We start from the raw sequence: 14351 nt of genomic DNA, 5'->3' as shown, positions 1-14351 counted from the left end.
CAAATGAGCACACAAATCACCCCGCTAGATTTACAAACTAAATTGCAGCAATTTGATGAATTTTTTTCTATCGAGCATCAATTCAGCATTAATTTGCAGCCGATTGCGGCATACCAAGCCAGCAGTTTTGAAGCTTTTATGGCAGGTATGCCGCTGCCATTTAAAATGGCTAGCGATATGGTGTCTATTGATCAAGCTGCCATTCGCTCAATTCAAGGCTTAGGTGGTGTTGCTACCCAGTTAACCGACTTCCTTAATCATCAAGCCCATAAGATCGACTTATTAGTCGGCTATATTCTGAGCCAACAAGACGAGCCCGCAATGCGTTATCAAGGAATTCGCTTCGGCGGTGGCGGAGTGATTTTTAACAGCGAGCAAACGTTTGCGGTTGGCCAACGCTTAGAAATGAAAATTTTCTTGTTAGAGGAAAATTGCGCAATTTACTGCATTGGTGAGCTCGTTGAAGTGATGCCCGCCGACAGTGCAGCCCCAGCTGAGACTGACGAGCTAACGGAAAACCAAGCTAACGACCAAGCAAAGCAACATGCCTACAAAGTGATTTTTGAGCATATTCGCGAAGAAGATCAAGAAACTCTGGTTCGCCATAGCCTGCACCAACAATCAAAACAACTTCAAGCACTTGCACAAAAGCGCCGAGAACAAGCGGGCGATTAAACCCGCCCAGAACACGCCCAGAACATGCGCAAAACACGCGATTAAAATTAGCATTGAACCTAAGCGCAAACAAGGTTAGTATTTTGTCGAAATTCTAGGCAATTCAGTGCGTTTTAGTAACTTTTGCATACAGTTTTCGAATGTTTAAGTAGAAAGAAAGCGCTGAATTGCAAGTTAACACAACGCACTATTTTTTGCATGTTAAGGGACTGACACCATGCCGACTCAGCTGTTTGGCGTACTTTTCGCTTTTTTTACACTCTTATTCTTCTCATTATCAACCCACAGCAAAGTTTACCAATGCACTGACGCCAACGATTCAGTGGTATTTCAAGGCACGCCGTGCGCTGAAGAAGCAAAAGAAACCGAGCTTTACAAAGCCAAACAAGGAAAGTTTGGTTTTCACCCATCATGGTTTGTCTCACCGCGAATTGGCGGCGCTGTAGCGCGATGCACTGACACCGGCTGTGTTTGCAAAGGCAGCACCTATGAGTATCAACAAAACTTAAATTCCCGACTGCTCAATGCAATGTCTTCGCTACAAGGCGCTTGGCGCTATTACCAAACAAATTTTGATCGCTATATCGAAGTACAAAAGCGCGGTAACGCCGCTAGCATAAAAAAGACGGTTGGAGACGCCGCGTGTAAGGTGGCGATTCACCAAAAAACTATTGAGCTTTACTATCAAGAAGTCGCTGACACCATTATCAACGAACACGAAATGGCATCCTCGGCGATGAATAAAATTGACGCGCAATGCAAACAACCCAATGAAACCGGATGGACGAATAGCGACCGAGCTAAGGCATGGGTGAAGTGCAAAGACCGAAATCGCAAAGCCCACAATCAAGCAAATCGACTTAAACGCCAATATTCAAGCTACTACTATTCACTGATGCAAGAGCAGAAAAAGCTTTTTAAACCGCGACAAGTTAATGGTTAACTCGTGCGGTTGTATGAACTTTCACTAAGAAAAAACCGAGGAATAATAATGCTAAAAATAACAATCATCCTCAGCCTATTGGTCATTGCACCATGGCAAGTTAACGCACAAATCTATAAGTGGGTCGACAAAGACGGGAATACTTACTTCTCACAAACACCACCGCCAGATCTCAATGAAGAAATGGAAGAGCTTAAGATTGGTGTGCAACCCAAAAAAACAGGGCAAAGCAGCGTCGACACTCACCTTGATGGCGCTTGGTGGTCAATGACCTCTAAAGGTGTTCGCACCCTATTTTTACGTGATAATGGCTTATTCAACATTCATCAATGGTCGGCTCGTCAGGGCCAACTTGATACCCTATTTAGTGGCCGCTGGCGTGAAGAAGGCAAAGAAATTATTTTAACCTACACCCGCGACAGTAAAAAACCACAAAATAGCGCTATGGTTGGCATTTCAGAAAAGCTAACGGTTAGTTCATTAAACCATACACGGATGAGCGTGATTGACCCAGACAATCGCACACAACACTATCTGCGCGTCAATGGCGACAAATTTGCGAAAAGCTATCACAAAGAACTGATGATGGGCGATTGGTACGATAGTAAAGGTAAGCGACTAGAGCTGTCTTGGGGTGAATTCAAAGTAGCAGAGCACAATCACAGTAAGTCATTGGCTGAAGGCAACTGGGACCTGATCAATGGCGAACTAACCTTAGAGTACGTTTTCGATTTTGAAAAACACCCACAAGGCAAAATTGGTACTAAACAATCATGGCGCGTGGAAACACTCGATGAAAACAAGATGATACTGCGCCACACTCACAACCCCATACTGTGGCACTTTACTAAAAAGTCTTAGTTTCAAGTGCGTTGAGGGCGTTTCCTTCCGAGGAAACGCCCTATTCACACTACCTGAACAATGCAACGGGTATGTTGAAATAAAGTAACACAACACTGTGCTTCCCCGTTATTTGAAAACCAATGTACTTGTACCTGAAGACCAAGGCACTTGGCTAAACTAAACTTCCTTACCGCTTTCTGGCTTACCGCTCTCTGTTCAGCTAGTGGTTACCCTAACTAGCTCGGTGTAACATCAACATTAACCACCACCAAACTAATTCAAACTAATTCAAACTAATTCAAACCAAGAAAAACCAAGACCAACTAATCTTCACTTTACTTTTGTTACATTGTAACATTACAATAATTCCAATGATATTCGCCCCCCTCTTTTGAGTTAACCCTAAGAGCAAGCGTTAAACTCAAACAGTGTAAAAATAACGAATAAAACATGTATGAGGCGTTAAGGGAAAGTGAATCACCTTTATGGTGAAAAGAGATAAAGTAACAGGTGTAATTATGAGCAGCCTCGCCACATCAATGTCAGTAGAAACGCCATCACACGCCCCAAAGTCTGAGGTCGTGGCACTATCACCAAAAGCTGAGCCTGAAAATCCAGTACGCAAAGCGTGTTTTGGCGATCAACCTGCAATTTTTACGGACATTTACCAAGACAATATCAATATCGCGGTGTGGCAAAACGCCATTTCATCGAGCATTAGTGAAGAAGCTAAGCAGCTATTGAAAAACGCTGCAAACTTGAAAGTAGTGATGACGACCGATGCCGATAATGTCGTCGAGAATTTACTTGAACAATCGGCTGAGTTAAATGCTGCACCAGAGCTTTGTCAGCATATTGCGCTACTTGTTGATATGTTTTGCACCTTATTTGAACTAAAGCGTGTGGGGTTAAGGTTAACTCATTTGACCCATGCTATGTGTCCTAAATTCCATGTCGATAAAGTGCCCTGTCGGTTGGTAACAACCTTTACAGGCAACGCTACAGAGTGGTTACCCAATAACGTGGTCGATCGCACTAAGCTTGGTTTTGGTGGCAAAGGCTTACCAGATAATAGCTCTGGTGTTATTCGTGACCTTAACCATATTAACCAGCTAGCTGCTGGTGATGTTGCCCTGCTAAAAGGTGAGTCTTGGTACAACAACGAAGGCGGCGGCATTGTTCATCGCTCGCCTAGCCTGAGTGACAATGAACAGCGTTTATTACTGACCCTAGACTTTAGTGATTAATTGACTACGTTAGTGATTAACCCAGTGACTACCTTGCAACCAACACAAAACTCAGGGTTTGGCTTAAGATTTGACTCAGGTTTTGACTCAGTTTCTGCCTAGCTCCATTGATATGAATTCCAGTTTATTACCCACAATTTTTCTCGTTTTTGTTAGCTTCTTATATGTCGCTTATATTGCGGCAGTGCACGCCAGTGAGCACAACCATAACAAGGCTGGGACTCCTCATCACGATCATCATGTCCATTCGTCAAACCTACAGGCACATGTCCATGGTATGGCAGAATTAACTGTGGTCGTCGAAGGCAAGCAAGTTCAAATCAACCTTATTGCACCTGCAGAAAGTATTGTTGGCTTTGAGCACCGCGCCCAAGATGAGCAAGAACTCGCTCAGATCAACTATGCCAAACAGCAGCTGACAAACACAGCGCAGGTTTTAAAATTTGCTAACGTAAAATGCCAACTGACAGAGCAATTTATCGATTTACAGAGTCTAATGCCAAAGCCTGACAGTCATGACGACAGTCACCAACACGAACACGCTGAAGTATCAGCAACTTACCTGTTTAATTGCCAGCAAGCTCATACGCTAGAGTCAATGACTATCGAACTCTTTAAACACTTTAGCCGCTTAACAAAAGTTCGTGCAATTTGGCTAACCAGAACACAGCAAGGTAGCGCAACGCTCATACCTTCCAACACAGTGCTTGAGTTGAGGTAATATAATGAAGAATTGGCAAACTCACATCGAGCAAGCAGAGCAAAGCTGCCGCAAGAGCGGTGAACGCTTAACGAAAAAACGCAAACAAGTATTAAGTGTTTTGCTTCAAGCAGATAAAGCGGTATCCGCTTACGAGCTGATTGAGTTATACAGCGAGCATTATCAGCAAACACTGGCACCAATGTCGGCTTATCGTATTTTAGATTTCCTTGCCTCAGTGCATTTGGCACATCGATTAAACATTGCCAATAAATACGTCGCCTGTGCCTACATCGGCTGTGAACATTCACACGAATTGCCACAATTTATCGTCTGCCAGCAATGTCAGCGCGTTGATGAACTCAGCGCCTGCTCTACTAACTTGGCTGCGCTAATCGATGAAATTAAGCAAACGGGTTATCAACTAAATTCGCCACAAATTGAACTGACAGGCACATGCCAAGCGTGTGCAATCAAATCGGAAAAACAATCCGATAAGGCTCAATGCAAGGAAGAAGCTACTTGTGCCGAAAAGCAGGTTAAAGAGGTGGTTTATAACCAACCACTTATCGACAATTTGTCGCCAACGGCTAATAGCCGGTAACTGGCAGCCAGTATCTAGCGGCCAATAACTGATAGCAGACAGAAACTAGCTAATAGCTTACTTAACAGATTTTTATGAAAACTTGCTAGATGCGCCAACAATAAAAGCACAGCTAGCTACACTAAAATAATAAGGTTTACTCAATGAAATTATTATCACTTTATGCCGACAAACTAGCGATCAGCCTCTCTATGCTTTGTGTCCTGCATTGTTTAGCGCTTCCGTTATTACTGGTCATCGTTCCTAGTTTGGCGGTATTACCTATGGCACAAGAGTCGTTTCATTTTTGGATGGTCATGGCAGTCTTACCTACCAGTATTTATGCACTTACCTTAGGCTGTAAAAAGCATCGTAATTATACGGTGGTAAGCTATGGCCTAGTGGGCCTTGCAACGCTGTTAGCGGCAGCACTATTTGGTGAGCACTTGCTTGGTGAAATTGGTGAAAAATTATTAACTACAGTAGGTGCAACCATTATCGCGGTCGCTCATGTGAAGAACTTTAGTCTGTGTCGCAGCCACGATAAGTGTGCATGTCCGTCAGAGCAAGCGAGTTAAACTGTTAGCATTGTGATGGCTTGTGCTTAACTTATTTTTGACTTAGTTTTGAATTGATACAGGCCCCTACTCCACATGGAAATGTAACTAGTTCGCGAAAGTATAATTAGGCCGAGAAAGCTTAATTTGGCCATAAAAACTGAGCGCAGCTAATAGCAAACCAATATTTTTACTCTGCAGTACAAGAGCAAATTCATGACTCAAAAAAACGATAAAATTCTCGCTGTTCCAACCAATATCATCACGGGGTTTCTTGGTGTAGGAAAAACATCTGCGATCATGCACTTACTCAATGAGAAACCCAGTCATGAGCGTTGGGCAATCTTAGTCAATGAGTTTGGTGAAATTGGCGTTGACGGCAGTTTATTTCAAGGTTCATCAGCAGCCGACCAACAAGTATTTATCAAAGAAGTGCCCGGCGGCTGTATGTGCTGTGCGTCTGGGCTGCCCATGCAAATCGCACTTAACTTGCTGCTCGCAGAAGCCAAGCCTGATCGCTTATTAATTGAGCCAACGGGCTTAGGTCACCCAGTTGAAGTACTGCAATTGCTGTCGAATAACTACTACAGCGAAATTTTAGATTTGCAAAAAACCGTCACGCTCGTTGACGCACGTAATTTGGCCGATAGGCGCTACACCGAGCATGCGACATTTAACCAACAAATCGCAATTGCCGATATTGTGGTTGGCAACAAAGTAGATTTGTATTCAGATGTTCACCAACAAGCATTAGCCAGCTATATCAGCAACCAACAAATTCAAGGCTGCCCTGCGCAGCAATTACTATTTGCAGAGCACGGTAAAATAGAGCTGAGCTGGCTTAGCGGTAAAACAGACCATGTGCCTGTCGTTCATCGCCATCATCACCACGAAAAGGCCTCAGCAGCGCCAATTGTAGCCGAACAGCCCATGCCAACATCAGGTTATTTAAAAGCCGCCAATCAAGGAGAAGGCTTTAGCAGTGTCGGTTGGCGGTTTGCACCTGACAAGGTATTTGATCGCGCAAAGCTAGTAGCGCTTTTAGCCCGTATTAGTGCAGAGCGGATTAAAGCCGTATTTATCACAAGTGATGGTATTTTTGGCTATAACAGCACCCGAGATGGCCTTACCGAAGCTATGCTAGATGAGTGCCTTGAGAGCCGAATAGAAATCATCTGCGATGAAGATAAAGTAGAAGAAAGTGCTTGGGAGCAAGCATTAAAGCAGGCACTTATTGACGAAGCTCGTTCATAATCGCCTTGGTGTAATTAACAAGGCTTAGCTAACACTACAAAACTAACAAGATGTAGCCAATACCCAGTTATTGGCTAAAACTGGTTTATTCAACCTCGATAAAACTTATACCCATTGAATTAACCATCATATTTTTCAATATGCGTAAGTCGCATCGTGTAGGCTGCGGTTGCTAGCTGGTCTTCAAATAGCTCAGTTGCCAACTTCCCCGACACCCAAATAGGTTCATAAAGATTCTCAAGCGCAAAACCGCGTTCAGACTCAACAAAGATTATTTGATTTGGCGGTGGTGGTGGCGCATGAATACAAGCGCCGAAAAAAGGAACTAAGAAAAAACTAGTGACAACTTGGTTATCGTTAAATTCTAATGGCACAACAAAGCCAGGAATACGAACTTTTTGCCCATTCATGGCTTCTATAATATTGGTAGATACCAGCGCTTGCTCGTAAGGTTCTATCTGCTTTTCGCCATTTGCAGCATTATTTGCCGCCTTGTTTGCTGCCATAGCATTTTGAATAGTGCTAGTGATTTGATCTTCGGCAGAGCCATCTTCAATCTGTATCAGAAAATCCGGTGGATTAAGCAAGGCTTGTAAATCATCTTCCGGAATTAGATCGCCCCACTCTATGGATCGGAAAACGCCAGATTTAAGATGTGAACCATCGCTAAAGGCCATTAGCTCTTGCTCAATAACTTGCTCAATCACTTGCTCATTAGGGTTTTCTGCCGCATGCACCTGCGTGCTAATTTCCTCGCCCTGCTGTGACTCACTGCAGCCACTGCTAAGTAGCACGCCTGCGATTAAGAGCACTGTAGAAAAAACCTTTAACTCCTTCGTTGTATTACAATTGCGAGGCTTAACTCCTTTGCACTTTGTTTTGCTACTTGTATTGCTACTTGTATTGCTACTTGTATTGCTACTTGTATTGCTACTTGTATTGCTACTTGTATTGCTAGCAATAGTAAACATACCAGCTCGGGGGAATTGGGCATTGCGAATCAGTTTCGCTGAGCTTCTCATGACAAATTTAACCTACAGACTTCTAACTCCTAACAACATCGTGATACTATCACAAAACACAACTTTAGTGACAATATAACAATTAATACCAATTGCATAAAACCAATTGCATAAGAATAGTCCGTTTATATGAGTCTAGCTGTCGAAATAGAAAACCTAACGTTTAGTTACAACCAAGGGAAAAGAAACGCAGCTCCAACAAGCCATGGTAGCGCAGAAGGCAGCGTTGAAGGTAGCGCAGAAGTTAGTACAGAATCGCCTGTGCTCGATATCCCTCACTGGTCTGTGCCCCAAGGGCAAAAATGCTTTATCTTTGGCGCATCAGGCAGTGGTAAAACAAGTTTACTTAATATACTCGCAGGCATCTTAACACCCGCATCAGGCACTGTCCGGGTGTTGGGTGAGCCCATCAACCAAATGAGCGCTCGCCAACGTGACAAATTCCGAGCGCAGCATACTGGCTATATTTTTCAGCAATTCAATTTAATCAGCTATTTAACCGCCGTAGACAACATCAAACTAGCCAATCATTTTGCTTCCCAACAAGGCCCTAAACGCAAGGTTAGCAAGAAGCAAACCATTATGCCCTTACTAGAGCGACTTGGTATTCCGTCAGCAGACTGGCATCGGCCAATTAATCAGCTAAGTGTTGGCCAACAGCAACGTGTAGGTATTGCACGAGCTTTTATCAATCAACCTAAATTGCTGATTGCAGATGAGCCAACCTCTTCACTGGACACTGCCGCGCGTAATAATTTTATCAATCTGTTAACGCAGCTATGTGCAAATGATAATAGCGACCAGCAAACTACTTTATTATTTGTTAGCCATGACACCCAACTGGCACCGCACTTTGATCATGTCGAAGCGTTATATGATTTCAATATTGCCGCCGATAACTGCCAAAGTGATAACTCCACAGATAATAACTACCAAGGCAATGAACATAAGCGAGAACACCGCTAATGTTATTGCAAATTGCCAGCAAGAGTTTATGGCACCGCAAAGGCTCGGTCATGCTGACCATATTTGCCGTCACTGTCAGTATTGTGGTGATACTGGCCACTGAGCATATTCGCCAACAAGCAAAAACTAATTTCGCTAATAGCGTTTCCGGTGTTGACCTTATTGTTGGCACTCGCACAGGCAGTTTGAACTTACTGCTCTACTCGGTATTTCGTATGGGGGCACCGACCAACAATATTAGTTGGCAAGCATATCAAAGCGTTAGTCAACACAATGCCGTAAAATGGGCCGTGCCGATTTCACTTGGCGACTCGCATAAAGGCTATCGCGTGCTGGGCACAACAACAAATTACTTTACTTATTTTAGCTTTGGTCAGCAGCAACAGCTCAGCTTTGAGGCGGGGCGAGCATTTAACGGTGTTTTTGAGCTGGTACTTGGCAGTGAGGTCGCGAAGCGCTTGGGTTACCAGCTTGGTGATAAACTGATTTTGTCACATGGCATTGGTAGCACTAGCTTTACTCAGCATAAGCAATCGCCCTTTCAAGTCGTTGGCATATTGGCCCCTACGGGGACACCCGTTGACAGAAGTTTACACGTAAGCTTGCAAGGCTTAAGCGCTGTGCATTTAGCACGGCCATTAAACTCTGGGCAGCAGCCGGCTAGCCAAGTGTCGATGGCAGCTCCTGAGCTGCAACCAACGTCAGTTACCGCTGTGATGCTTGGCCTTACTTCAAAAATGCGCGTATTTCAGCTTCAGCGACAGATTAATACCGACAATAACGAGCCGCTAATGGCAATATTACCGGGCGTTGCATTACAAGAGCTGTGGCAAACCATGTCGGTTGTTGAAAAAGCACTTAGATTAATATCAGCATTAGTGGTGATTTCAGCGCTGCTTGGGCTTAGCGCCATGTTAATTAGCTCCATTAACGAGCGCAGACAAGAGATAAAATTACTGAGAATGATTGGCGCTTCACCGCTATTTATTTATTGGTTTATTGAACTTGAGGCCATGCTAATTGTCATTGTTAGTGCGCTATTAGCGACAGGGCTTCTAAGCACAGGCTTAATATCTGCACAGCATTACCTGCTCAATCATTACGGCCTTGCCATAACACCCAACGTTTTCTCGCAAGCCAATGTCATCACACTTTTGCTTATCGCCGTATTAGCTTTTATCGCAGCAATTCCGCCTGCGCTGTCGGCGTTTCGCAATGCAAAGCAGTGAGCGTTATAGCGCTTAGTATATGACGCTAATCAAATGACATTAACTAACAGATATTAAACAATCTTGAAGTTATCAATTAAAGGACAACATATGGTCATTAGACGTAAATTTTGCCTCGGGTTGACGTCACTGGCATTCACTGGGCCGATAACGAACTGTACTTCTGTTGCACGAATGGTGGCAACAAACAGCTTGGTCAAATTATGCGTTATCAACCATCAGCATATGAAGGCAAAGTACATGAGCGTGCACAGCCGGCTCGTTTACAACTGTTTTTAGAAAGCGAAGATGAGTCACTGTTTAATTTTGGCGACAACCTAACCGTTACCCCACAAGACCACTTATTGGTGTGTGAAGACCAATATACCGAGGTGGTTAACAACCACCTGCGCGGTGTAACCCCCGACGGTAAACTATATGATTTTGCCCGCCTGCATGCACAAACAGAACTCGCCGGCGCCTGTTTCTCACCGGATGGTTCAACGTTATTTGTTAACCTTTATTCGCCAGCCAAAACACTCGCGATAAAAGGCCCATGGCAAGACGTAAGTGCACTAAGTTTAGTTAATTCTTAGCAAACAAAAGTAGCAAGAAAGCGAAGTCGATACAAATAGCTAGTAAAAAGCCACCTGCTCTGAGGTGGCTTTATTGTTTATTCATCAGCGACTTATTAACAAGTCCACTCAACTACTATGATAATTGTTGTGCTATACACTGCAATTCAAGACGCTGCTACTCTCGCAACAAGTGTAAGAAGTGCATATGCTTTTGGTATTGATCAACAATATCATTGAGTACTTCAGCTTCTGACCAGCCCATAATGTCGTAGTCTTGACCACCTTCCACTAAGTGTACTTCAGCGCGATAGTAGCTATCGGAATTGCTATCGGTATCGCTGTTGAAATCTGGCTGTAAATGCTCACTCTTTTTCACTGCGTAAATAAAGTCATGCTCATCACCATGAAAAACTTTTAGCTGCAAGCCAGAAGTCGTTGACTCGATGCCGACATCAATGTCGTTGGCTTCGAACTGCTCCTTCATTTTTTCAAACGCTTTTCGCACACGACTTTTAATAAACACATCAGCGTTTTTCTTGGTGGGTGTTGATAAAATATTATCCAGCTTTTCCTGCCAATCGTCTTTGTGGCGATACATATTGGTAGTAGACAAGTTCAATTGCATTGCATCGCGTTTTGCTGCTTCAACACGCAGCGCTTTCACTAAACCAAAACAAGCGGCGAGCAGCACTATTGAAAATGGCAAGGCACTAGCGATGGTCATGGTTTGCAACGCTTCTAAGCCGCCAGCTAAGGTTAGTATTGCCGCTACAACACCAACACAGCATGCCCAGAATAAACGCTGCCATACTGGTGTATCGTTCTCACCATTTGAACACAGCATATCAATGACCATAGCCCCTGAGTCACACGAGGTGACAAAGAAGATAACAATCATCAAAATAGATAATCCCGTTAGCGCTGTTGACCAAGGAATTGCTTCCAGAAATACAAACAAGCTAACCGCAGCATTTTCATTGACCATTTCAGCCAAACGGGTAAATCCACCATCAACAATCAGTGAAATTGCAGAATTGCCGAAAATGGTCATCCACAATAAGGTAAATGCCGTAGGTACCATCAGTACCCCTAAAACGAATTCACGAATTGTGCGGCCTTTTGAAATACGTGCGATAAACAAGCCAACAAATGGTGCCCATGCTAGCCACCAGCCCCAATAGAAAATTGTCCAGCCGCCGATCCAATCTTTCTTCTCGTAGGCAAATAAATTAAAGGTATTGGCAACAATCTCAGATAAATAGCCACCAATGTTTTGCACGTATACTTGCAACAAGTAAACGGTTGGGCCAAGTACAAAAATTAGTAGCATCAGCATTATCGCTAACCCCATGTTTACTTCAGACAAAATTTTAATACCTTTGTCTAAACCCGTAACCACGGAAATCGACGCCAACGAGATAATCGCTAGCATAATCAGCATTTGATTAATTTGGCTAACATCAACCTCAAACAAATAGTTAAGGCCAGCGTTGACTTGGCTTGCGCCTAAGCCCAGTGAGGTAGCAACACCAAATACCGTACCGACAACGGCAAAAATATCCACTAAGTGACCCGGCCAACCATAGATGCGATCACCAATAATCGGGTAAAGCGCTGAGCGCAGCGTTAACGGCAACCCTTGGCGATAACAAAAGTACGCCAATATTAGTGCAACAATGGCGTAGATAGCCCAAGCATGAAACCCCCAATGGAAGAAAGTAATTTTCATCGCCTCGCGCATTGCATCAATTGAGCCTGGCTCTGCGGTGGGAGGGGATAGATAATGCATTACTGGCTCAGCAACACCAAAGAACATTAAACCAATGCCCATGCCAGCAGCAAAGAGCATTGATAGCCATGTGCTCATGCTGTAATCAGGGGTGGAATGATCTGGCCCGAGCTTTATCTCACCAAAGCGAGAAATTCCCAAGTACAGCACAAACCCTAAAATAATGCCCACCGCTAAAACATAGAACCAGCCGCCATTAACAGTGATTGCAGCTTGCATAGCACTAAAGGTTGCCGATGCACTTTTTGGCCATAAAAAGGTAAACGCGAGCAGGGCAATGATAGCAAGGGTGGAGGGGAAAAAAACGGCGCGATTAAGCTTCGATGAATTCAATTTCATCATTAAGTGACACCTTAGCGCAAAGCGCAGGTTGTATATGAGAGTCAATGCTTAATTGTTTAACCGCTTTCAATAATCAGTTTTAGGCGTTACTCAACACCAAAGCTAGGTTAATACGCTTTACTTTAGCCACCTAGTCAGTAGGCAGAGACAAAGTAGAGAACCTAAAAAGTAACGAAAAACGGCGAAAGAATTAAGCTCGAATATAAAGGTTTTAGATGATAGCACAATTAGATAGCAAATTCGGGTTGATTGCTAATCAGTTTGTATATTCTGAAAATCATTGGGTTTAAGTACGATGTATCAAAAACACTGTTGTATGTTAAGCACAAGCTGTTAGCAGCTAAAACGTAGCTTGTAAGATGAAGTATATTAGTTGAGCTACTTAGTTTAAAAACCTTGTAAGCCAAACAAAAAATATCGGTAACAAGCCCGAAGTAAGCTCACCTGAAAGCCGCTAACAATCAGCATTATGAAATCAGCTCATCTTTTCATGAAGTATCTTCATTTTTATTCATCTCGTTAAGCCAGTATAAAAATAGCTAACAGCGATTACTTAGCGAAGGCTTACTTTCTAGTAATGTTTCCTAGTGAAGTTTCGCCATGACACAAGAAAAGTAACGTGCACCTTAACCAATATTTTAACTGGCGAGTATCAATCATCATGACTACAGATTTTAACTACAGCATCAAACGCATCAGCTTTGACGAAAACTACCAACCAGCAAACAGCACTCGTTTAACCACTAACTTTGCCAATTTAGCTCGCGGAGCCCATCGTCAAGCCAACTTACGTAATGCCCTAAAGATGATTGATAACAGTTTTAATGCCCTAGCCAACTGGGACAACCCAAACGGCGATCGCTACAGTGTCGAACTTGAGATTATTTCTGTGGATATGACAGTAACCACAAGCGATGAAATATTTCCGTCGATAGAGGTGTTAAAAACCAATATTCTTGACCATCAAACAGGTGAGCGCATTGAAGGCATTGTTGGCAATAACTTTTCTTCTTATGTGCGCGATTACGACTTCAGTGTACTGCTGCTGAACCACAATAAAGACCAAGCACAATTTAGCGTCCCAAATAACTTTGGTGATTTACACGGCAAGCTATTTCAGTACTTTTTAAGCTCAGACGCCTATCAGCAACACTTTAACAAGCCACCAGTCATCTGCTTAAGCGTATCTGACAACAAAACCTATCATCGCACCGAAAATCAGCACCCTGTATTGGGTGTTGAATACCAGCCGAATGAGTCGTCGTTAACCGAGCAGTACTTCGAAAAAATGGGCTTACAGGTACGTTATTTTATGCCGCCGAATAGCGTTGCACCGTTTGCTTTTTACTTTGTTGGTGATTTGCTAAATGACTATACCAACCTTGAATTGATCAGCACGATTAGCACCATGGAAACCTTCCAAAAAATCTATCGCCCAGAAATTTACAACGCCAATGCAGCAGCAGGTAAACGCTATCAGCCAAACCTTAAAAACCGCGACCATTCGTTAACGCAAATAGTGTATGACCGTGAAGAGCGCAGCAGACTAGCAATTGAACAAGGAAAGTTTGCCGAACAGCACTTTATTAAACCCTACCAAGGCGTACTTGAAAATTGGGCTGCCAACTATTCGGTTTAGCCACC

General features: G+C 43.4%; 13 protein-coding genes and 1 pseudogene. 12 read left to right on the top strand and 2 right to left on the bottom strand.

Annotated elements, in window-relative coordinates; all coding sequences use genetic code 11:
- Positions 1-3: 3 nt before the first annotated feature.
- The 8 genes from DXX94_RS16825 (at position 4) to DXX94_RS16790 (ending at position 6802) form a co-directional block, all read left to right on the top strand.
- A complete protein-coding gene (locus DXX94_RS16825; protein WP_258872197.1) occupies positions 4-675 on the top strand; it encodes a PilZ domain-containing protein in 672 nt (223 codons plus the stop codon).
- Between the two features lie 217 nt (positions 676-892).
- Positions 893-1618, top strand: a complete 726-nt coding sequence (locus DXX94_RS16820) for a DUF4124 domain-containing protein (RefSeq protein ID WP_116017663.1) — start codon at positions 893-895, stop codon at positions 1616-1618.
- A 48-nt stretch (positions 1619-1666) separates the two neighbouring features.
- Positions 1667-2479, top strand: coding sequence for a DUF4124 domain-containing protein (locus DXX94_RS16815; RefSeq protein ID WP_116017661.1), 813 nt, complete (start codon positions 1667-1669; stop codon positions 2477-2479).
- Positions 2480-2979: 500 nt separating this feature from the next.
- Entirely contained in the window at positions 2980-3708 is a 729-nt protein-coding gene (locus DXX94_RS16810) for a DUF1826 domain-containing protein (protein ID WP_258872196.1), read from the top strand.
- 112 nt (positions 3709-3820) lie between these two features.
- Positions 3821-4429, top strand: a complete 609-nt coding sequence (locus tag DXX94_RS16805) for a ZrgA family zinc uptake protein (protein ID WP_116017659.1) — start codon at positions 3821-3823, stop codon at positions 4427-4429.
- 4 nt (positions 4430-4433) lie between these two features.
- Positions 4434-5012, top strand: a complete 579-nt coding sequence (locus tag DXX94_RS16800; RefSeq protein ID WP_116017657.1) for a Fur family transcriptional regulator — start codon at positions 4434-4436, stop codon at positions 5010-5012.
- Positions 5013-5155: 143 nt separating this feature from the next.
- The gene (locus tag DXX94_RS16795; protein ID WP_116017655.1) at positions 5156-5569 is read left to right on the top strand and encodes a MerC domain-containing protein; all 414 of its coding nucleotides are present in this window, start codon (positions 5156-5158) and stop codon (positions 5567-5569) included.
- A gap of 195 nt (positions 5570-5764) precedes the next feature.
- Positions 5765-6802 carry a CobW family GTP-binding protein gene (locus DXX94_RS16790; RefSeq protein ID WP_116017653.1) on the top strand — a complete coding sequence of 346 codons (1038 nt, stop codon included), beginning with the start codon at positions 5765-5767 and terminating at the stop codon, positions 6800-6802.
- Between the two features lie 119 nt (positions 6803-6921).
- On the opposite strand, the gene DXX94_RS16785 is transcribed toward DXX94_RS16790, so the two are convergent.
- On the bottom strand, positions 6922-7614 hold the full coding sequence (locus DXX94_RS16785; protein ID WP_258872195.1) for a DUF3299 domain-containing protein: 693 nt from the start codon (positions 7612-7614) through the stop codon (positions 6922-6924).
- Between the two features lie 339 nt (positions 7615-7953).
- On the opposite strand from DXX94_RS16785, the gene DXX94_RS16775 reads away from it, so the two are divergent.
- The 3 genes and pseudogenes from DXX94_RS16775 to DXX94_RS16765 form a co-directional block, all read left to right on the top strand.
- The gene (locus DXX94_RS16775) at positions 7954-8790 is read left to right on the top strand and encodes an ABC transporter ATP-binding protein (protein ID WP_116017649.1); all 837 of its coding nucleotides are present in this window, start codon (positions 7954-7956) and stop codon (positions 8788-8790) included.
- Entirely contained in the window at positions 8790-10019 is a 1230-nt protein-coding gene (locus DXX94_RS16770; RefSeq protein ID WP_116017647.1) for an ABC transporter permease, read from the top strand. Before DXX94_RS16775 ends, DXX94_RS16770 begins: the two co-directional genes overlap by 1 nt.
- 131 nt (positions 10020-10150) lie before the next feature.
- Positions 10151-10594: pseudogene (locus DXX94_RS16765) on the top strand (alkaline phosphatase PhoX); the annotation flags it as partial.
- Positions 10595-10751: 157 nt separating this feature from the next.
- Here the strand turns inward: DXX94_RS16765 and DXX94_RS16760 are convergent.
- Positions 10752-12707, bottom strand: coding sequence for a BCCT family transporter (locus DXX94_RS16760; RefSeq protein WP_116017645.1), 1956 nt, complete (start codon positions 12705-12707; stop codon positions 10752-10754).
- Between the two features lie 661 nt (positions 12708-13368).
- On the opposite strand from DXX94_RS16760, the gene DXX94_RS16755 reads away from it, so the two are divergent.
- Positions 13369-14346, top strand: coding sequence for a DUF1852 domain-containing protein (locus DXX94_RS16755; RefSeq protein ID WP_116018607.1), 978 nt, complete (start codon positions 13369-13371; stop codon positions 14344-14346).
- Positions 14347-14351: the final 5 nt, after the last annotated feature.

Source organism: Thalassotalea euphylliae, assembly GCF_003390375.1.
Taxonomy (GTDB): Bacteria; Pseudomonadota; Gammaproteobacteria; order Enterobacterales; family Alteromonadaceae; genus Thalassotalea_F; species Thalassotalea_F euphylliae_A.
Note: the sequence above shows the minus strand (reverse complement) of the source record. Positions and strands in the feature narration are given on the sequence as shown.

What these genes read in the sequence shown, in the direction of transcription:
- DXX94_RS16770 (WP_116017647.1), top strand. Translation starts at nt 8,790, where the DNA reads ATGTTATTGCAAATTGCCAGCAAGAGTTTATGGCACCGCAAAGGCTCG.
- DXX94_RS16755 (WP_116018607.1), top strand. Translation starts at nt 13,369, where the DNA reads ATGACTACAGATTTTAACTACAGCATCAAACGCATCAGCTTTGACGAA.
- DXX94_RS16815 (WP_116017661.1), top strand. Translation starts at nt 1,667, where the DNA reads ATGCTAAAAATAACAATCATCCTCAGCCTATTGGTCATTGCACCATGG.
- DXX94_RS16795 (WP_116017655.1), top strand. Translation starts at nt 5,156, where the DNA reads ATGAAATTATTATCACTTTATGCCGACAAACTAGCGATCAGCCTCTCT.
- DXX94_RS16790 (WP_116017653.1), top strand. Translation starts at nt 5,765, where the DNA reads ATGACTCAAAAAAACGATAAAATTCTCGCTGTTCCAACCAATATCATC.
- DXX94_RS16805 (WP_116017659.1), top strand. Translation starts at nt 3,821, where the DNA reads ATGAATTCCAGTTTATTACCCACAATTTTTCTCGTTTTTGTTAGCTTC.
- DXX94_RS16810 (WP_258872196.1), top strand. Translation starts at nt 2,980, where the DNA reads ATGAGCAGCCTCGCCACATCAATGTCAGTAGAAACGCCATCACACGCC.
- DXX94_RS16775 (WP_116017649.1), top strand. Translation starts at nt 7,954, where the DNA reads ATGAGTCTAGCTGTCGAAATAGAAAACCTAACGTTTAGTTACAACCAA.
- DXX94_RS16820 (WP_116017663.1), top strand. Translation starts at nt 893, where the DNA reads ATGCCGACTCAGCTGTTTGGCGTACTTTTCGCTTTTTTTACACTCTTA.
- DXX94_RS16760 (WP_116017645.1), bottom strand. Translation starts at nt 12,707, where the DNA reads ATGATGAAATTGAATTCATCGAAGCTTAATCGCGCCGTTTTTTTCCCC.
- DXX94_RS16800 (WP_116017657.1), top strand. Translation starts at nt 4,434, where the DNA reads ATGAAGAATTGGCAAACTCACATCGAGCAAGCAGAGCAAAGCTGCCGC.
- DXX94_RS16825 (WP_258872197.1), top strand. Translation starts at nt 4, where the DNA reads ATGAGCACACAAATCACCCCGCTAGATTTACAAACTAAATTGCAGCAA.